The organism is Paraburkholderia sp. SG-MS1 (assembly GCF_012275575.1).
GTDB lineage: Bacteria > Pseudomonadota > Gammaproteobacteria > Burkholderiales > Burkholderiaceae > Paraburkholderia.
Genome location: NZ_NPIH01000174.1, coordinates 1 through 18,590, shown reverse-complemented (window position 1 = coordinate 18,590; position 18,590 = coordinate 1). Strand labels below are relative to the sequence as shown.

Annotated in this window: 16 protein-coding genes and 1 pseudogene; 4 read left to right on the top strand and 13 right to left on the bottom strand. The window is 61.5% G+C overall.

What is annotated here, in order from left to right; all coding sequences use genetic code 11:
- The first annotated feature begins 56 nt into the window (after positions 1 to 56).
- Positions 57 to 1,487 (top strand): LLM class flavin-dependent oxidoreductase, encoded by a 1,431-nt coding sequence (locus CIC12_RS13645; RefSeq protein WP_168664628.1) that lies wholly within the window; start codon positions 57 to 59, stop codon positions 1,485 to 1,487.
- Here the strand turns inward: CIC12_RS13645 and CIC12_RS13640 are convergent.
- From CIC12_RS13640 to CIC12_RS13610, 7 genes are all read right to left on the bottom strand, one after another.
- Positions 1,465 to 2,898 carry a MaoC/PaaZ C-terminal domain-containing protein gene (locus CIC12_RS13640; RefSeq protein WP_168664627.1) on the bottom strand — a complete coding sequence of 478 codons (1,434 nt, stop codon included), beginning with the start codon at positions 2,896 to 2,898 and terminating at the stop codon, positions 1,465 to 1,467. The genes CIC12_RS13645 and CIC12_RS13640 overlap by 23 nt on opposite strands.
- 102 nt (positions 2,899 to 3,000) lie before the next feature.
- Positions 3,001 to 4,365: a glycosyltransferase family 87 protein gene (locus tag CIC12_RS13635; RefSeq protein WP_168664626.1), complete on the bottom strand. Its 1,365-nt coding sequence runs from the start codon at positions 4,363 to 4,365 to the stop codon at positions 3,001 to 3,003.
- Between the two features lie 60 nt (positions 4,366 to 4,425).
- Positions 4,426 to 5,442 carry a hypothetical protein gene (locus tag CIC12_RS13630; RefSeq protein ID WP_168664625.1) on the bottom strand — a complete coding sequence of 339 codons (1,017 nt, stop codon included), beginning with the start codon at positions 5,440 to 5,442 and terminating at the stop codon, positions 4,426 to 4,428.
- 19 nt (positions 5,443 to 5,461) lie between these two features.
- Positions 5,462 to 7,015 carry an MBOAT family O-acyltransferase gene (locus tag CIC12_RS13625; RefSeq protein WP_168664624.1) on the bottom strand — a complete coding sequence of 518 codons (1,554 nt, stop codon included), beginning with the start codon at positions 7,013 to 7,015 and terminating at the stop codon, positions 5,462 to 5,464.
- A 41-nt stretch (positions 7,016 to 7,056) separates the two neighbouring features.
- Positions 7,057 to 7,314, bottom strand: a complete 258-nt coding sequence (locus CIC12_RS13620) for an acyl carrier protein (protein WP_174772039.1) — start codon at positions 7,312 to 7,314, stop codon at positions 7,057 to 7,059.
- Entirely contained in the window at positions 7,311 to 9,050 is a 1,740-nt protein-coding gene (locus tag CIC12_RS13615) for an HAD-IIIC family phosphatase (protein WP_168664623.1), read from the bottom strand. The genes CIC12_RS13620 and CIC12_RS13615 overlap by 4 nt, the downstream gene beginning before the upstream one ends.
- Positions 9,051 to 9,401: 351 nt before the next feature.
- Positions 9,402 to 10,367 (bottom strand): ribose-phosphate pyrophosphokinase, encoded by a 966-nt coding sequence (locus CIC12_RS13610; RefSeq protein ID WP_168664622.1) that lies wholly within the window; start codon positions 10,365 to 10,367, stop codon positions 9,402 to 9,404.
- Between the two features lie 361 nt (positions 10,368 to 10,728).
- Between CIC12_RS13610 and CIC12_RS13605 the strand changes: the two are divergent.
- From CIC12_RS13605 to CIC12_RS13595, 3 genes and pseudogenes are all read left to right on the top strand, one after another.
- Positions 10,729 to 10,938 (top strand): annotated as a pseudogene (locus tag CIC12_RS13605) (cytochrome-c peroxidase); the annotation flags it as partial.
- A gap of 161 nt (positions 10,939 to 11,099) precedes the next feature.
- Positions 11,100 to 11,792 carry an HAD family hydrolase gene (locus tag CIC12_RS13600; RefSeq protein WP_168664621.1) on the top strand — a complete coding sequence of 231 codons (693 nt, stop codon included), beginning with the start codon at positions 11,100 to 11,102 and terminating at the stop codon, positions 11,790 to 11,792.
- A 242-nt stretch (positions 11,793 to 12,034) separates the two neighbouring features.
- Positions 12,035 to 12,310, top strand: a complete 276-nt coding sequence (locus tag CIC12_RS13595) for a hypothetical protein (RefSeq protein WP_168664620.1) — start codon at positions 12,035 to 12,037, stop codon at positions 12,308 to 12,310.
- A 144-nt stretch (positions 12,311 to 12,454) separates the two neighbouring features.
- Here CIC12_RS13595 and CIC12_RS13590 read toward each other — a convergent pair whose 3' ends face one another.
- The 6 genes from CIC12_RS13590 to CIC12_RS13565 all read right to left on the bottom strand — a co-directional run.
- Complete coding sequence (locus tag CIC12_RS13590; protein ID WP_168664619.1) at positions 12,455 to 12,847, bottom strand: carboxymuconolactone decarboxylase family protein; 393 nt, start codon at positions 12,845 to 12,847, stop codon at positions 12,455 to 12,457.
- 195 nt (positions 12,848 to 13,042) lie between these two features.
- Positions 13,043 to 14,470: a mannose-1-phosphate guanylyltransferase/mannose-6-phosphate isomerase gene (locus tag CIC12_RS13585; protein WP_168664618.1), complete on the bottom strand. Its 1,428-nt coding sequence runs from the start codon at positions 14,468 to 14,470 to the stop codon at positions 13,043 to 13,045.
- Positions 14,471 to 14,487: 17 nt separating this feature from the next.
- Entirely contained in the window at positions 14,488 to 15,210 is a 723-nt protein-coding gene (locus CIC12_RS13580) for a GNAT family N-acetyltransferase (protein ID WP_168664617.1), read from the bottom strand.
- 27 nt (positions 15,211 to 15,237) lie between these two features.
- Positions 15,238 to 16,575, bottom strand: a complete 1,338-nt coding sequence (locus tag CIC12_RS13575) for an aminotransferase class I/II-fold pyridoxal phosphate-dependent enzyme (protein WP_168664616.1) — start codon at positions 16,573 to 16,575, stop codon at positions 15,238 to 15,240.
- 40 nt (positions 16,576 to 16,615) lie between these two features.
- A complete protein-coding gene (locus CIC12_RS13570) occupies positions 16,616 to 17,530 on the bottom strand; it encodes a UDP-3-O-acyl N-acetylglycosamine deacetylase (RefSeq protein WP_168664615.1) in 915 nt (304 codons plus the stop codon).
- Positions 17,530 to 18,590: beta-ketoacyl reductase (locus CIC12_RS13565; protein WP_168664614.1), on the bottom strand; the 1,061-nt coding region annotated here is incomplete at its 5' end. The genes CIC12_RS13570 and CIC12_RS13565, both read right to left, overlap by 1 nt.

Below are 18,590 nucleotides of genomic sequence, written 5' to 3'. Positions count from 1 at the left end.
GTTCTACTGCTCGAAAGCCCGCCGTAAGCATTCGTCCACATCAGCCGGAAGACATCATGCCGAAGGAAATCGTTCTCAACGCATTTGACATGAACTGCGTCGGACACATCCAGCAAGGCATGTGGACGCATCCGCGCGATCAGTCCAGCCGCTACACCGACCTTCAGTACTGGACCGACTACGCCCGCACGCTCGAAGCGGGTCTGTTCGACGGCATCTTTTTCGCCGACGTCGCGGGCGTCTACGACGTCTACGGCGGCAATCCGCAAGCGGCAATTCGCGGCGCCGTGCAGGTGCCGGTCAACGACCCGACGCTGCTGATTCCCGCGATGGCGGCGCTCACGCGTCATCTGTCGTTCGGCGTCACGTCGAATCTGTCGGTCGAACAACCGTATCTGTTCGCACGGCGCATGTCGACGCTCGATCATCTGACGCGCGGCCGGGTCGGCTGGAATATCGTCACCGGTTATCTGGACAGTGCGTCGCGCGCGATCGGGCTCACCGGACAAATGGCGCACGACGACCGCTACGACCTCGCCGACGAATACATGGAACTGGTCTACAAGCTGTGGGAATGCAGTTGGGAAGACGGCGCGGTATTGGTTGACAAAGCGCGCGGCGTCTATGCGGACCCGGCGAAAGTGCATGTGATCCACCACCACGGCAAGCAGTATCGCGTCGACGCGATGCATCTGAGCGAGCCGTCGCCGCAGCGCACACCGGTGCTCTATCAGGCCGGCTCGTCGGCGCGCGGCAAACGCTTCGCGGCGGCGCACGCGGAATGCGTGTTCGTCAACGGTCAGGCGAAGCCCGCGGTGAAAGCGATCGTCGACGACATTCGCGCGCATGCCATCGCCGGCGGCCGCGAGGTCGACGATATCAAGGTGCTGCTCGGACAGACCATCATCACGGGGCGCACCGAGCGCGACGCACAGGAGAAGTACGAGGAGTACCGGCGCTACGTCAATTCGGAAGCGGCGCTCGTGCATGCGGCCGCGTCGCTCGGCATCGACTTCGCGCGCTACGACCTCGACGAGCCAATCGACACCGGCAAGAGCCAGGCGATCGTGTCGAACGTCGAAGCAATGACGCGTGCCGCCGGGCCGCAATGGACCAAACGCAAGCTGCTCGAACAGATGGTGCTCGGCAGCCGGCAGACACCGCTCGTCGGTTCGGCCGAACGGATCGCGAGCGAGCTGATCGCGTGGACCGAGGAAACCGGCGTGGACGGTTTCAATCTGTCGCGCACCGTTGCGCCGGAATGCTTCGGGGATTTCATCGACCTGGTGGTGCCGATCCTGCAGGAACGCGGCGCCTACAAGCGCGCGTATCGCGACGGCACATTGCGCGAGAAGCTGTTCGGTCATGCGCGCCTGCCGTCGACTCATACAGCGGCACGGTTTCGTTCACCCGCCTGCGCCGTGGCCGCTGCCGGCGACGCATCACAAAGCCGCACGCTTCGCGTCACGCGAGCTGCTCGCTCCTGAATTCGCCCAGCACGCCCAAAATGGTTTCCACCGGGTCATGTGTTTTGACTTCCACAATGCTGAGCGTCTGATCGGATGGCAGACGAGGTAAACGTACAACTTTGATCGTCAGCTTTTTGTCGCACGTGCAAAGATAACTACAGAGATTTTCCCCGGCCGCTTTGGCGGCAGCATATTCGCCCATGTTCAGATATGGCGTTTCGACAGCGACCGACGACGGATAAAACATGGTGAATTTTTCTGGCGTGATCTGGCGTATGGATTGCCAGCACGTATAAAAGCCTTCGACGTAGTATCGGGAGAACCGCGCGAACAAGTCACTGGAAAACTTACCGCGGGTTGCAACAAAAATCGGCGGAGTTGCAAAATAGTAGACATGGGTGGGCGTCCATCCATCGCCAAGCCCCTTCTGGAGATCCTCTGGCGGATCGAACATATCGTAGGCGAGGCTGGCCGACTTGCCTGGGCCGTTGTTGATATCGGCAACGACCGCTTGCGCATCGTCCTTGCCGCGATGATAAGTAAGACGCACGTCGGCTCCACCCACCGCCAGAATTTTGGCGCACAATTCACCGAGTCCTCGCGATCCGCCTATGACGAGCGCGCGCTGCCCAGCAAACATTTCAGCGTCGGGAATTAGCGTCTTTAGCTCCGCACAAGTTTTTTGCTTATGCGGCGCGGGACGCAACATCGCTTGAATGACGCCCGTTGCACCATCCGCAACGATATCGACAGATAAACGGCGGAAGCGATCATCGTAATTGACAACCTTCCAGTCCAGTCTTCCTTCACTCTCCGCAGTGTTGGACGAAGGCGAAAAACTGACAGACAGCCCGGAGTAAATTGAGTGCAATCCGGGACATTCCATTCCTACCAACCGCGTGGTTGCAAGAATGAGGGCGACCTGTCCCAAGGGGACTTTGTGCGTAAGAACAGGGAATCGTTCTCGCACAACCGCGGTGTCCAACTCAAGAGGAATGCTTCCCTGAGCATTGTCGAGCGAAGATTCGCTTCGCTCATGACAATCCTTCATACCGGGTGACCGGTCCGTGAAAGCAATATCCATCTCATTTGCGGAAAGCTCGACATGAACGGTTGCGCATTCCGCGCCATTGCATTCAAGAACAATTTTTTTATGCTGCTCGTGGTCCTTTACTAAACGGAAAAGTACTTCTTCATCGACCCGGACGGGGTTGCGGAATACACACGAAATCTTGGCCAGCGCAGTTTTGGGCGTATCCGCGAGCCCTTCTTCGATCGCCCATAGCAACAGATGCATTCCATGCACAATGGGACGACCAAATTGCGAACGCCGGGCTTTTAATGCATCTACATGCACGGGATTGCTGTCGCCCGACAGGAGGGCAAAAGAATTCTGGTCTTCGATCCTGAAACGTCGCGATGCAGGCATGCTAGCACTCCCCTAATCATCAATTCCTTGATCGGCCGTCCAGCAAACAGGCGCGGCGATACCGCCGGCCATCCCCTGCATGACGCAAAGCGCTCACACCGCTCAACCGCGGGACATGCCCAACCAGCGCCGGCTTCGCGTTCGCGGCTCGGTGCGGGTTGCGGGTTCCGCGCGTGTGGTTTCGCGAACCAGCAGCCATGCGACGACGGCCGCGGCCACAAGGAAGCAGATCTGGATCGGGTTGACGGGCCCTTGCGCGAGATTGAGGATGCGATTGTCGTTTGCGACGACCAGGTACGCGAGCGCGAGGACGATCAACGGTTTCGATATCACCTTGCCGTCATATTTTTCCGCATTTCGGAGCAGCGTGAGGAACGTCAGCATGAACAACGGCAGAAGTCCGCCGAAGTGATGCACCCAGACGATCGGCGACGCTGCCGTGAAGCACAACTGCGCCAGCAGGAACGACGGCAGCGGGGGTTCTTTCCTGCTGCGGAAACTCCACCACAGGCCGATTGCGATCAATACCAGTGCGGAGGCGACCGTTACCTGCTGAACCATCGGTCGATAGTCGGCGAAGTGGTCCTCGAAGAAGACCTGGTCATTGCCGTTCTGAAAGAATCGATGCATGACGCCGTTGATCGACGTGTTGCCGAAGTAGGCTTCGCCTCGCGCCCCCATGTAGGCAAGCGCGTGCCGATAGCCGATGAACTGCTCGAAGCCGTACATCGAGATCGCGAGCAGCGTGGCTGGCACGACGACGCCGAGCCATGCCGCCACGAAACGCATGTCGCGCCGGAACAGTCCCCATATGAGGAACAGCCCGAACTGCGGCTTGATCAATGCGCAGATTCCCATCAGCACGCCAGCCCATCCACGCTGTCCGCTGGCATAGGCAATACACGCGAAGATCGTCGCGCAGGTTATCCACGCCTGAATCTGACCCAGATACAGTGTCCAGATCACCGGATAGAAGAACCACGTGGACACGAAACCGAGGGCCATCAATGCAAGGCGCGAGCGCGCGTCTGTAATGATCGATTCGAGGCCCAGTTCGGTCGCCATCACGACGGACAGGCGAGCCATGCCCAAGGCGGTGAGCAGGACGATCAGGTGGTTGAACAGGTTGAGATGCCAAAAGTCGAGCCTATGCAGCTTGTCAAAAAGCTCGAAAAACAGCAGCGACGTCGGCGGATACTGGAATTTTTCGTGCTGCGCAAAGAACACCGCATCGTAAAGATCCTGGCCGGGATGTTGGTGAACCTGCAAATAGGCTTTCAGCATGAATTGCCAGGAATCCTTGCCATACCAGTCGTGGCCATCGCTGATGACCAGCATCTGGCGCATCGTGGTCAACGTATTCTGAAAGCCGAGACGCGACTGAAGCACGCTCAATACGACCGCGCTGATGACGATAAAGAACAGTGTGGCCAACACTGTTCGCCGCAACGAACCCGTCTGATTCATGGAGCCCTCACTCTCATCCATTTTTGGATCATCGAAGTGCCGATTCCTGCAATTTCCCAGCTACTGGATCGCGACCTGAACGTTGATGCCGAGTGTTCGCGCGACCGTGCCCGTCCATACTTCCGCGCCGGCCCGGTTCAGGTGGTTGCGGTCGCCAAAGTACTTCCATGGCAACACAGGTATCAGGTCACCCGTCACATGGAAATTCGGATGCCGTTGCCTGAAGCCGTCGATATAGGCGGTGTAGTCTTGCCGGAAGCCTGCGGGCAGTCCCTTGTAACTCAGATCGCTCATCGGCATCGGGACGAAATTCACCTCGATCCCTTTCTCGGCAAACAGTGTCAGCAAGCGATCGAAGTAGGCGTCAAAGATGGGTCTGCTGCGAAAGCCCGACATTGCGGTGACTTCGAAGCTCAGTGCGGTCGAACCGTCGTCGGTACCGAAGCTGTGGTAGCCGCGCTGGCGCTTCACCTCGTCGAGCCATTCGTCGTTGGTGTGCTTGCGCCGGTACACCATCCCCGCCTTCATGCTGCCCGTATAGAACGCCGGAAAATGCGACGCGTACAGGAAATTGGTCAGGCGGTCCTCGATCGATCCCGTCTGCGAGACCGAGTACAGCGATCTGTCATTCAGCGATTCCGACAGCTTGCGGACTTCCTCCATCTCACTGAAGCTCAGGAAGCTGAACAGCGCGGCACGGGTCCAGTACGAATCGGCCGTAGCGAAGTGATACGGCGAGATCGACAGGATGACCTTGCGCGGCAGGTCTGGGCACTTCAGAATGCGCTGCGCGACATAGTAGGTCTCGACGGGCGTGGCGCCGCCGAGCGCGAGATTGACGGTCGACGGGTCGAGACGCGCCGGTATCAGGCCCGCGACGGCACGCGAGTCGCCGATGATCACGGTCGCGTCCTTGCGGCATTCGCTGATCATTTCGTCCTTCGCCACCCACATGGGGTATTCCGGGTCGAGAAACCACATCGGGCCTCGCGCGGCCCACACCCACGAAGCGCCGATGAGGACCACGAACACCAGCCCGACTGCACGGAAGAAACTGCCAAACTCCGACGTTTTCACGGATCACGATCCCTTGCAGTTAGAACTGGAAATACAGGAACTCAGTTGCGCCGGCCATATGCAGCACCGCGGCCGCCGCAAGCACGCCGATCGCGACGCCCCACCCCGCTTGCGGGCGCCACTGCAGCGCGGCAGGCAGGTTGGTGCGGACCTTGTCGAGCACGGGCGAATAGCGCGCCATGATCTCGTTCGAGTTGGGCAGCAGCAGTGCAATGGCGAACGCAATCCCGATCTTCACCCAGTTTTTGAAGGCGAGCAGTGACTCGAGTTCGTAAGTGGGTGCGCCTGTCGGATGATGCAGTCCCAACATGCCCGTGATCAGGTGCATCGCATCGTGCACCGATGCCGAGCGGAACATGATCTGCGCGAGCAGCACGGCAAGATAGGTCACGAGCCACTGCGCCACGACGACGCTTGCCCGGCGCAACCCCGGTTGCGCCTCAGCCGCTTGCTTGGGCCCGAAAATCCGCCATGCGTGATTGATCGTCAGATAGGCCGAATGCAGCAACCCGAATACAAGGAACTGGAATCCCGCACCATGCCAGATGCCGGCGAGGGTCATGGTGAAAAAGAGCGGCAGCGCGACCATCGTCGCAAAGCCGGCCGGTGTCGCCGTCGCCTTGCGGGAGACCAGCGCGCCGCGCGCCGCGCGGCGCCGCATGACCCAGAGCGCGATAGGGTTGTAGAGGTACAGATTGAGGTAACGGGTCAGCGTCATGTGCCAGCGCTGCCAGAAATCGATGATGCATGTCGCCTTGTACGGCGAGTTGAAATTAGCCGGGAAGCGGATTCCGAACATGCGCGCAAGCCCGACAGCCATGTCCGAATAGCCCGAAAAGTCGAAATAGAGCTGCATCGAATAGGCCAGCGCCCCGCACCAGGCTGCTTGAGCAGGCAATGCGTCGCGGAAACCGAATGCGAACTGGACCGTCTCCGACAGTCCGTCCGCGATGATCAACTTCTTCGCCAGACCGATCGTGAAGATGCTGAGTCCAACAGCGAGGTTCTCCTGGTTCAGCCGGTAGGTCTCGCGGTTTTCGAACTGCGGCATCATTTCGCGGTGATGCAGGATCGGCCCGGCGATCAGATGCGGAAAGAACGTGACGAACATCACGTATTCAAGCAGGTTCTTGCCTTTCGCAATGCCGGACTTGCAATCGACCAGATAGCCGATTTGCGTAAACGTGAAAAATGAAATGCCGAGCGGGAGAATCACACTGGTCGTGGACAGATGCGGCACGATGCCGATTTCCGACAGCCAGTCCAGTAGCGGGAACAGATACTTGTAGAAGAACAGCAGCCCGAGGTTTGCCGCGATGCCGCCCGTCAGCGCCGCGAGCTGCATGCGCGGCCGGTTCGCGAGCCGTTGTAGCACAAGCCCGCAGCTGAAGTTGAACGCGATCGAGGCGAGCAGCAGGAACACGAAGCTGACGTTCCACCATGCGTAGAAAACAATCGACGTGACGGCGATCCAGGCCGCCGCCGCGCGAACCGCGACGCGAGCGAGCGCATAGTAGCCGACGACGCTGATCGGCAGGAACGCAAACAGGAAGATATACGAGTTGAATAGCATGTCGGCCTGTCACAGAAGTTTGCGCGTCGTTATTCGAATGTTTATTGCGACTGTTTGCTGCGGATCAGATCGACCAGCTCGCCGACATCCTTCAGACTCTCGATTTCAGCCGTCTGAAACTTGACCTTGAAGCGCATTTCGCAAGCGATGATGATGCTGATGTGATTCAGGGAATCCCATTTGTCGATGTCGTCAGCGGTACTGTCCATTGTCAGGACCAGATCGTCGTCGTCGAAGATCTCGCGGAAGATCTCGGTCACTTTGCCGAGAATGTCGTCAGTGCTAATAGTGTCCGTCATGATCCAGTCCTTACGGGTTCGATGTGTGTCTGGAAAGGCGTGAATTCGGTGGTGACGCACCGCCACGTCGTCCTTTCGTCTTCATGTTCGGCGATTCGCGTGAAGCCGAGCTTCTGGTAATGCTCCCGGACCATGCCGTTTTTTGCGGTGGCCCGGTATTCCCCGATCAGCGTCCGTGCGCCCGCTTCCCTCGCGCGCGCGACCAGCAGATTCATCGTCGCTTGCTCGACCTGTCGGCCCAGCACCCTGCAACTCATCAGCCAGGTATCGATGAACAACTCACCGCCGCCCGGTTCACGCGGCCGCGCGATGACGATCCCGATGATTCCGTTGTCGCCGTATCGATCGGTCAGTCGCAACTGCAAGGTCACCACGCCCTTCTCCTGCATCGCGGCGGTCACCTCCGCGTCGGTGTAGCGTCGCGTGGTCAGGTTGAATTGATTGGTCTTGTTGATCAGCTGGGTGATGCGCTGCAGGCCGACGAGATCGAAGGGCTGCCATTCGAGGCGCATCTCCAACGACGCCAGATACCCGGCGAGATCGGTCGCCGCGGAGCGCAACGCTTCACGCTGCAGATTGCCCTGATACTGCGCGGTACGCTCGCGGTCCTCCGGGGTGATCCCGATGGATTCGAAATAACCGGCGTCCGCGATACAACGGCCATAGAGCGCCGGATCGGCCGGCAGTTCGGGCACTGCAACCATCGGCAACTCACGCCGCACGATATTTCGTTCGAACGGGTTGTCATCCGCAAACACCAGTGCGTCAAGTCCGATGTTCAGCGCTTGCGCGATACGGCGCAGGTTCGACGCCTTGTCTTCCCAATTGGCGACGAGACAGGCTATATCGGAGCGCTTCAATATCATCTCGGGGTGCTGATCGAACGGTTCCCACGCGTTGGCTTCATCGTTCTTCGAACATACGGCCAGGATGATCCCGCGCCGTGACAGGTCTTTCGCGTAGTCCTGAAACGACGCGTACGCTTCGCCGAGCGCGCTGCCCTGGCCGATGACTATGCCGGCGAGGCCGTCATCGCCGATCACGCCGCCCCAGAGTGTATTGTCGAGGTCGAGTACCAGACATTTGTACGAACGGCCGCGCCGCGCGGCGATGAGCCGTGCAACAAGTTCACCATAGAATGGCCCGGCGGCCGGCGAGATCTCCTGCTTCGCGCGATGCCACAGCATCGGGTCGTGCCATGCAGTAAGACCATCAACCGCAATTCGCGCATCGAGCGCGAGAATATCGACTCCGTCCTCGTCCGCCGCGGCCCGCATGCGCTGGTTGACGCGATCGATGAGCGCGCGCATCGAGCCCGGCAGCCGATGCTCGTTGTTGCCAATGAGCGGCAGCGCGATTGGCAGGACAGCCTGCTGGATCACCTGCACGGCGCTCGAGTGCGCCGCCCGACGCCAAAGCCCGCGCAGCATGTCGATCGTATGCTCGACCAGACTGTTGGCGGCGGCCGCGTCCATCGCGGCGTCGGGTTGGCCGAGCAGCGTGCGTGCATCGAACGAAAACAGCACCACGTTCGCACCGAACGCGTGAAACGCCGACTCGGGTTCGTTGAGCTCCTGCATGTATTGACCGTAGTCGCCCGCATGGACCTCGCACCACATGCCGCGGCGCAGGCATCCAACTCGCAGAGCAGCCACCAGATGATCGGTGGTCGAACCGCTGAACACGGCCAGCCGGACCGGCTCGCCGGTGGCTTCTCGCGCAACCTCCGGGAACACCTTCCGACATGCGCGGTCAAGACGATTCGTTTGAACAAAATCGAGTCGACTGTTCGCCAGCCTCACGAAGTCATGCCAGCGCGCCTCTTGTGAATGTGCGGCGTTGAGGGAGCCCAGCTGAACAGAAAAATCAGATGATTCCGGTAACCAATGCATGCGATGTGGCTCCACGGTTCATATATATCGGACGCGCAAATCAGCCGCAGGACGCAAAGCCTGCGAAGCACGGTATCGCGATAACGCGCCCGGCATATGTTCGTTTGCACACAGAGGTGAGCGAAAGTCGGAACCGTATCGTTCTCAACAAGCTCGAAAGCGCCTCGTCAGTTTTTGATTATCATTTTTGACCGTTCAGGAATGGGAATAACTGTCGGCAAATAGTGACATCACCGAGTCGCCACGTCGAATCCGCAAGAAGGTCTCGGCGAGCAGGCTCGCGCTCGAGAGCGGACGGATCTTCTTGCAGGCCAACGATTCGGGCGAGAGCGGAATCGTGTCGGTAACGACGACTTCGTCGAGTTCCGATGCCGCGATACGCCCGGCTGCGCCACCCGACAGGACGGGATGCGTCGCGTACGCAAAAACCCGCTTCGCGCCGCACCGTTTCAACGTCTCGGCTGCCTTGCAAAGCGTGCCGGCCGTGTCGACCATATCGTCCATGATGACGCAGGTACGGCCCTCGACTTCCCCGATGATGTTCATCACTTCAGCGACGTTCGCCTTCGGGCGACGCTTGTCGATAATCGCGAGATCCGTATTCATCTGCTTGGCAAGCGCGCGCGCACGCACCACGCCCCCCACGTCGGGCGACACGATCAGCAGGTCGTCGTGATTCAGCCTGCGCAGATCGCCAAGCAGAATGGGGGTTGCATAGATGTTGTCGACGGGGATATCGAAGAAGCCCTGAATCTGGTCGGCGTGCAAATCCATCGTGATGATCCGCTCGACGCCGGCGATTTCGAGCATGTTCGCCACGACCTTCGCCGAAATCGCCACGCGCGCCGAACGCGGGCGGCGGTCCTGGCGGGCATAGCCGAAGTACGGGATGGCTGCCGTGATCCGCCCGGCTGATGCGCGCTTGAGCGCATCGACCATGATCATCAGCTCCATCAGGCTGTCATTGGTCGGCGGACAGGTGGACTGAAGGACAAAAACGTCCTTGCCGCGTACGTTTTCCTGAATCTCGACCTGAATTTCGCCGTCGGAAAAGCGGCTGACCATTGCTTTACCGAGCGGGATGTCGAGGAATTTGACGACGTCCTGCGCAAGCGCGGGATTGGCGTTGCCAGTAAAAACCATAAGACCGTCATTGCTCATGGTGCACCTATGTCAGGTTGGGCCGAACGAAAGCGGCCGGGTGATCCCGGTCAGGGACGATCGGCTGCCCCGGGTTATCGCCATCTGAACTCAAAATTCTCTCGATCACCGTTGTGTATCAAACACACGAGTTTATTTTTCGGCACGAATGCAATGCACCGGTTCTGTGCAGTGAAGCGGGCCGCCATGACGTGCGACGTTGTTGTGACGTGCATACGCTCGCACCCGCATCTCGGCGACAGTTCCTCTCAACCAGCCGGATGTCAGCGTAATGATGGCCACCACTATGCAAATGAATGGCGATCGGGAGCGACGTGATGTTCGCACCCCGAAACCTTGTGCAAAAGTATCCGGCGTGCCGCGCAATACGTCGTTGGAGAAGATCTATCCGGGTGACGCATCGGGCAAGGTGCAGCAGGACAACGATCTGCCGCTGCACTACGACGCGAACGTGGCCGCAGCCGACGCACCGTTCGACCGCAAGTTCTGCGACAAGCCCGCGATGACCGATCAGCATATTAGGGACGTCATCGCGTTCATGAAGATGCTAAGCGACGGCTATAAGGCGTGATGGGTAGCCTCGTGTACAGGCGTGTTGTGTTGGTCATTGCGCTGCCTTCGCGCGGCACTTGTGCAGCGCGGGCGTGGTGATCGCATAGCTCTCGCGCTGCGGCGCTAAAGCCGGTGAGGTATCCTTGCCGGTTCCGCGAACTCTATTTCCGATCCTGCCCGATGGCCGATTTCCCCTTCGACGCCGTACTCTTCGACTGCGACGGCGTGCTCGTCGACTCTGAACCCATCACCAACCGCGTGCTCACCGACATGCTCGGCGAGTTGGGTTGGCAAATGAGCGTCGAAGAGACGATGCGCATTTTCGTTGGCAAGATGGTCAAGGACGAAGCGCCGCTGATCGAGGCGCGCACGGGCGTCGCGATCGACGCGGATTGGCTCACGCAGTTTCGCGCGCGCCGCAACGCGGCGCTCGACAGCGAACTGCAGGCGATCGACGGCGCGGCCGACGCGGTGCATGCGTTGCATCGCACGCTGAACGGACGCATTGCGGTCGCATCGGGCGCGGACCGCGTCAAGATCGAATTGCAGCTTCTGAAGGCCGGCATCCTCGATTGCTTCGAAGGACGCATCTTCAGTGGTCACGAAATGCCGCGCAGCAAGCCGTTTCCCGATGTGTACCTCGCTGCCGCCGCTGGACTGGGCGTGGACCCGAAGCGTTGCGCGGTAGTGGAAGATACGGTGACCGGCGCGACTGCCGGTGTTGCCGCCGGCGCTACCGTGTTCGGTTACTGCCCGGCGGAACTCGGGCACAGCAGCGCGAGCGCATTGCATGGCGCGGGGGTCGTGCATGTGTTTGGGCACATGGCCGAGTTGCCGGGTTTGCTCGCGGGATGGCGCAACGGCGCGCGTTGATCGCGAATGCGTTCAGGCGCACGCGCGTTGGCGTGAGATGTTGGCGACGCGACGACAACTGTGTGTCGCCAGTTGGTCCATAGCGATCACTTCGCGCGCGCGAGCGTGTGTGAGGCGCACGCGAAATGCGGCTAGGGTCACGCTCTAGCACCGCTCGACGGCGTATGGCATGGTGTGTGCACGGCAATGCGTGAGCGCGGCAATCCGGGCTCAACGTCAATCCAACTTGCCGGAGATCCATCATGACCACCTTGACTCTCAACGACCTGTCCCGCATCGACGAACTCGACCATGCGGCATCGCAATCGGTGCACGGCGGCAATGCGTATCTGCGGCGCGAACCGCCGGGTTGCCACGGCGGATATGAACCACCCGTCGGTTGTCACGGCGGCTACAAGCCGCCTATCGTCGTTGGACCCGGCTGGGGCGGCGGTGCGCCAATCCATCCCGGCTGCGGACCGACGGTCATGCCGTACTGGAACATGCCACAACTGGAGCGCGTGGTGACGCCGCTGTGATCGGATGGCATCGACGGGCGAAACGGCAAAGCGGGCACGGCTCATGTCTCGTAGGGCATGAGCGGGTTGCCTGCTTTGCTCGCGTCGCGCACGGGGGCGCACGTGGTTGCTCGTGGTCGCGCGACTAGCGATGAGCGCCGTGGCTTATTCGAATGCCGGGTCGATCGGCACGCGATATCCAACCGCGAGACGATTGGTTTCGTTAGCCATGCCAACTACCGCCATCAACTCGCCGAACATCTCGTCGGTCATGCCGGCGCGGCGCGCGGCGGCCGTGTGGCTCGCGACGCAATAGCCGCAGTTGTTCGTCACGCTCACCGCGACGTAGAGCAGTTCCTTGATCAGCGGATCGAGCGCGCCGGGCGTCATTACGTCTTTCAGGCTGTCCCATGTGCGCGCGAGCGTCGGTGGGTGCTGCGCGATGTACTTCCAGAAGTTGTTGACGTCGTCGACCTGGCGGGTCTGCTTGATGTCATCGTAGACGGCGCGGACTTCGGGTGAGGCGGCGGAGTAGTCGACGGGTTTGGACTGGGTCATGGAGCCTCCATCTGGACGTATGGGAGTCGACGCAACATGCGCGCGGCTCGATCCTCGCTATTGTGCACCGGGATGCCGATGCGGTGGCGGCACGCAATCAGGCTTCACGGGGCAAATAAAAAAAAGCCGCCGGTCTTCCGACAGGCGGCCTTTGCGCTGTATGCGGGGAGAGCGACGGCAAATGAGGTGGCGCCGTCAGGCGCTGGCGACGCGTCCATAGGTGTCTTCGAAGCGAACGATATCGTCTTCGCCGAGATAAGCGCCCGACTGCACTTCGATCAACTCCAGCGGAATCTTGCCCGGATTCAGCAACCGATGCGTAATCCCGAGCGGGATATACGTCGACTGATTTTCGGTCAGCATGATTTCCTTGTCGCCGTTCGTGACGAGCGCGGTGCCCTTCACGACGATCCAGTGCTCCGCGCGATGATGATGCATCTGCAAGCTCAGTTGCGCGCCCGGGTTGACGACGATGCGCTTGACCTGGAAACGGTCGCCGTTATCGATGCCCTCATAAGAACCCCACGGGCGTACCACGCGGCGATGCGTGACCGACTCGTGGCGTCCCATCGCATTCAGTTGCGCGACGATCTGCTTGACGTCCTGCGCCTGGTCGCGATGCGCGACCAGCACCGCATCGGCGGTCTCGACGATCACGACGTTGTCCAGGCCGATTGCCGCCACCAGCCGGTGTTCGGCGCGGATATACGAATTCGTCACCGCATCGGTGAGCACGTCGCCGATCAGCGCGTTACCTTGCCCATCACGCTCGGCGATCTCGGCAAGCGCGGTCCACGAGCCGATATCGTTCCAGCCGAGATCCGACACCGCCACCACGGCGGCGCGCTGCGTCTTTTCCATCACCGCGTGATCTACCGAGATGTTCGGGCATGCGCAGAAGGCTTGCACATCGAGACGCACAAAGTCGTGATCGCGCTGCGCGGCGTTCAGCGACAGTTCGGCCTGTTGTGCGATTTCCGGCTCGTAGCGGCGCAGTTCTTCCATATACGTGGACGCCTTCAGCATGAACATGCCGCTATTCCAGTAATACTTGCCCTCGTCGATGAAACGACGGGCGGTCCCGGCATCCGGTTTTTCGACGAACGAGTCGACGGTAAAGGACTGCGCATCGCCCAGCGGCGCGCCGGCGCGGATATAGCCATAGCCCGTATGCGGCTCCGTCGGCGCGATACCGAAGGTCACGAGGCTGCCGTCCCTCGCGATCTGGGCGGCCGCTTCGGCCGCCTTGACGAATGCGCTCTCGCCGGCGATCACGTGATCGGAGGGCAAAACCAGCAGCAATGCGTCGGGTGTGTCGCGCATCGCTAGTAGCGCAGCCACGGCAATGGCCGGAGCCGTATTGCGGCTGGCCGGTTCGAGCACGATCGCCGATGACGCCACGTCGACCTGGCGCAATTGCTCGGCCACCAGAAAACGCTGCTCGTTATTCGTGACGACGATCGACGCGGCGACGTTGGCCATGCCGCGCACACGCAACGCAGTTTGCTGCACCAGCGTGTGGTCGCCGGTCAACTTCAGATATTGCTTCGGGTAACCGCCACGCGACATCGGCCACAACCGGGTGCCGCTGCCACCACAAAGAATCACCGGATAAATCTGCATATTCGTCCTTCCTGGTCTTATTTTGAGTTAACCGCATCCAGCCCGAGGGAGCCCGTCGCCCCCGGCCCACACAATGCCATCCGCACCGATTCCAGTTCGCGCGGCAAGCGCGCCGAAACCGGTCCGCGGCGCGGCAATTCGACAAATCCCAACCGTCGATACAGATCGTATGCACGCGTGTTACTCATCAGCACGTCCAGTACGATCTCCCGCCCGCCATCGCCATCCATCGAGCCCGCATGCAATGCGTTGGCGAACAGCGCGCTGAACACGCCGGTGCCGCGCATCGTCTCGCGCGTCGCACAATGGGCAATCAGCGTTTGCGACGACTTCGGCGCCGGCAATTCGCTCTCCAGCACGAGTCCGCGTAACAGCATGCGAATCGTGCGGCGCACGCCGAAGAACATCAGCAGCATCAGCGCGACATGCGGATCGTCGAGCCGTGTGCCGCGGCCGTCGTGCACCGCGAGCACCGCCGCCACCTGCTGGTCGCCGGTAACGGCCACGCGATGACGCCGATACGAAAAGCGGCCGAATTTCGACGTGAAGGCGAACGTCAGAAATTCGACGCATACAGCAGCCGGTTCGCCGAGAAAGAAGCCGAACTCTTGCACACCCGACGCGAAAATCAGCGGTGCGCAAGCCTCGGCATCTTCCACTCTCGCAGGACGAAAGCGCAGCGCGCCTCGTTCGTGGTCGGAACGAAGCGCCTCGGCGCACACAGGTTCAACGGCGTGCATGACGGAATGCCCTTCTCTATTGTCTCGTTAGCGCGCGAGGCGCCTGAGTGCCGCGATGGTGCGGCTGATCTGTTCAGGCTCGTGCGTCGAGCAGATGAAAAAGCGCAGACGCGCCGCTTTCTCCTCGACCGCCGGATAGAAAATCGGCTGCACGTTGATGCCATCCGCGAACATGGCGTTGGCCCATTGCGCCGCCTTCAGGGTGCTGCCAGTGATAATCGGCACCACTGCGTAGCCGGCGCTCTTGCCGGTATCGAGCCCTGCGGCGCGCGCTTCGTCGAGAAACTGTTTGCCGCGCGCGCGCAGTAACGCCACCCGTTCGGGCTCGGCAATCAGGCGCTCGAGCGCGGCCAGCGACGCCGCCGCGAGCGCCGGTGCGAGACCGACGCTATACAGGAAGCCTGGCGCGAGATGCCGCAGAATGTCGATCAAGGCCTGCGAGCCGGCGATAAACCCGCCACATCCGGCCAGCGTTTTACTGAGCGTGCCCATCCAGATGTCGACATCGCCGCTCGCCACACCGCAATGCTCGCGCACGCCCTTGCCCTGCTCCCCGAGCACCCCGAGCGAATGCGCTTCATCGACCATCAGAAACGCCGCATGCCGGCGCTTGATGTCGACGAACTGCGCGAGATCGGGAACGTCGCCATCCATGCTGTACAGCCCTTCGATCGCGATCAGCACACGGCGGTAGTCGTGCCGCACGCGCGCAAGCAGCGCGTCGAGCGCCTGCCAGTCGTTGTGCGCAAAGCTCAGGCGCTTCGCACCGCTCAACTGCGCGCCCTGCACGATGCTGTTGTGCGCGAGGGAATCGTGCACGATCAGATCGCCGGGACCGAACAGCGAGCCGATCACCGTCACATTGGTCGCGTGACCACTGACGAACACGACGCAATCGTCGACCTCGTAAAACGACGCGAGCGCGGCTTCCAGTTCGCGTTGCACTGGGCGCTCGCCCGCCACCATCCGGCTCGCCGACGCCGACGTGCCGTAGCGGTCGATCGCTTCTTTCGCACGCGCGCTGACCTGCGGATCGCCTGCCAGCCCCAGGTAGTTGTAGTTCGCGTAGTTCAGATACTCGGCGCCGCCAATCTGCGTCGTCGCACCGGCAATCCCGTCATGCACGCGAAAGAACGGCGACTGCACCTGCAGCTTCTCGCCCATCTGCCGCAAAATTTCGACCTGCTGAAAACCGGGCATCGTCTCGAAGCTGCACAGCGCGGCGCGCGTCGCATCCTGAGCTGCACGCGTGCCGCCGGGGGCCAATGGCGCGGCCGGCGTCTGCGCGTCTTCGGAAACGCGTTCCAGTTGCCGCATCAACGCCTTCGCGGCGAGTTGCTGGCGGAGGTGATCACCCAGTCCCATAGTGTTCCGATAACCCTGTGTGCGGGCCCGACCTCGATGGTCAGTCCGTAAATTCAGCCCATTCCCACGCGTCGTGCGTCGCGAGCAGTTTGGCGACGAGCCGGTAATTCATTTCATGACTCGGGCGCAACGCGCTCACGCGGCCGAGCAAAGGTGCGCCGGCCATCGCCATATCGCCGACCAGATCGAGCACGCGGTGACGCACGAATTCGTCGGGCACGCGCATGCCGCCCAGCACCCGGTTGCCGATGATCGCTGCGGTGCACGACAGGCGTGCGCCGCGCAGAATCGGCATGCCGCGCACGTAGCCCGCGACGATCGCGGGGATCGCCCATTTGACGCGTCCATAAGAACGCGACGGCGCAATTTCCCCGGCGAAACTTGCGGGCGTCAGTACACCGTCCCAGCGTAATTCGCCAAAGCCCTTCAGATCGTTGCGCACCGCCATTTCATAAGCAGACGACGGTTCGATCGAGATGCTGCGTTCGTCGCGCGAGCCTTCACCATCGGCGACCTTCACAGGGAGCAGCACGCGAATGAAGCGCTTGGCGTGCGGCAACTCGATTCGCCCGCAGGCGCGGATCGCGTCGATCCACGGCTGTGCGCTGCCGTCGAGAATCGGTACTTCCTCGGCGTCGAGTTCGACGGTCGCACGATCAATTTCGCAGCTCAGCAATGAGGCCAGCAGATGCTCGACCGTGCGTACGCGGATACCACCGGGGGCTTCGAGCATCGTACATAGCGGTTGCCCGCGCCGCAGCGCGGGACTCACTGCGAGTTCGGCTAGAACGCGGCCGTCGTGCACGCGTCGGAACACGATGCCGCGCGGACTGATCGCGGTGCCGGGAAGAATGCGCACGTTCACACGCCGGCCGGTATGCAGACCGTGACCGCTCAACGTCAGCTCGCGCGCGAGCGCACCTTCGCGATGGCTCCAGCCTGCAGGCGCGCGCATCAGGCGAACTCCGCCGACGCGGCCGGCGCGTTCGCGTTCGCCGCCAGCGCATCGGCGACATCGGCCAGCGCATGCGCGCCGACATCGAGCGCATGTTGCGCGGCGACCGCCGCCACCTGCGCCGCGACGCCGTTCGTCTCGACCGCGTCGTCGTGCGCCTGGATCGATTCCACGATCCGCTGTGCGAGTGAATGCACCGTTGCGCCTTCGGCTATCGTCATGATCGACAGCTTCACCTGGAAGCTCTCTTCGACGGCCATCCCCAACTCCATCCCCATCAGCGAGTCCATGCCCATGTCGAGAATCGAGCGGCCGGTTTCGATTTTTTCCGGCGACATGTGCAGGATGCGCGCGATCTGCGCCTGCAAGGTTTCTTCGACGACGTGCAGCGCGTCCGCGAACGGCAGGCCGGCGATCTGCTCGCGCATCTGCACGCCGCCCTGGCGCGCCGGTTCGTGACTGCCGCGCGCATGCAGCTCGGCGTAGCGGCGCGCACGTGCCGCCGGCATACCGAGCGACAACGCCTGCCAGTCGAGCCGCACCACCGCCTCGCCCGCATTCATCGCAAGGAGCGCGCGTTCGAGCGCGGCAAGCGCCTCGGCCGACGTGATGGACACACCGCCGATACGCGCCTGCAGCGCCTCACGCGTTTCGTCATTGCGCGCGAGGAAACCGACGTCGTCGAGCGGACCCCACGCCATGTAGGTGCCCGGCAGTCCGGCGGCGCGCCGCTGCGCGATCAACGCTTCGAGGAAGCTATTGGCTGCCACGTAACTCGACTGCCCCGGATTGCCGAGGAAGGTCGTCGCCGACGAATAGACCACGAAAAGGTCCAGTTTCGTGTCGCGCGTGGCGCGATGCAGATTCCACGCGCCCGCCAGTTTCGGTGCAAGCACGGCGGCAAAGCGCTCGTCGTCGAGATTGCGCACGAGGCCGTCGTCGATCACCATCGCCGAATGCAGCACGCCCTTCAACGGCGTGCCGCGTTGCGCGATGTCGGCGAGCAACGCGTCGAGCGCGCCGGCGTCGGTGATGTCGCAGGCAGCCGCGTGCACTTCGG

Coding starts and splice junctions, on each gene's coding strand:
- CIC12_RS13645 (WP_168664628.1), top strand. CDS start 57: ATGCCGAAGGAAATCGTTCTCAACGCATTTGACATGAACTGCGTCGGA.
- CIC12_RS13640 (WP_168664627.1), bottom strand. CDS start 2,898: ATGCCTGCATCGCGACGTTTCAGGATCGAAGACCAGAATTCTTTTGCC.
- CIC12_RS13635 (WP_168664626.1), bottom strand. CDS start 4,365: ATGAATCAGACGGGTTCGTTGCGGCGAACAGTGTTGGCCACACTGTTC.
- CIC12_RS13625 (WP_168664624.1), bottom strand. CDS start 7,015: ATGCTATTCAACTCGTATATCTTCCTGTTTGCGTTCCTGCCGATCAGC.
- CIC12_RS13620 (WP_174772039.1), bottom strand. CDS start 7,314: ATGACGGACACTATTAGCACTGACGACATTCTCGGCAAAGTGACCGAG.
- CIC12_RS13610 (WP_168664622.1), bottom strand. CDS start 10,367: ATGAGCAATGACGGTCTTATGGTTTTTACTGGCAACGCCAATCCCGCG.
- CIC12_RS13600 (WP_168664621.1), top strand. CDS start 11,100: ATGGCCGATTTCCCCTTCGACGCCGTACTCTTCGACTGCGACGGCGTG.
- CIC12_RS13595 (WP_168664620.1), top strand. CDS start 12,035: ATGACCACCTTGACTCTCAACGACCTGTCCCGCATCGACGAACTCGAC.
- CIC12_RS13590 (WP_168664619.1), bottom strand. CDS start 12,847: ATGACCCAGTCCAAACCCGTCGACTACTCCGCCGCCTCACCCGAAGTC.
- CIC12_RS13585 (WP_168664618.1), bottom strand. CDS start 14,470: ATGCAGATTTATCCGGTGATTCTTTGTGGTGGCAGCGGCACCCGGTTG.
- CIC12_RS13580 (WP_168664617.1), bottom strand. CDS start 15,210: ATGCACGCCGTTGAACCTGTGTGCGCCGAGGCGCTTCGTTCCGACCAC.
- CIC12_RS13575 (WP_168664616.1), bottom strand. CDS start 16,575: ATGGGACTGGGTGATCACCTCCGCCAGCAACTCGCCGCGAAGGCGTTG.
- CIC12_RS13570 (WP_168664615.1), bottom strand. CDS start 17,530: ATGCGCGCGCCTGCAGGCTGGAGCCATCGCGAAGGTGCGCTCGCGCGC.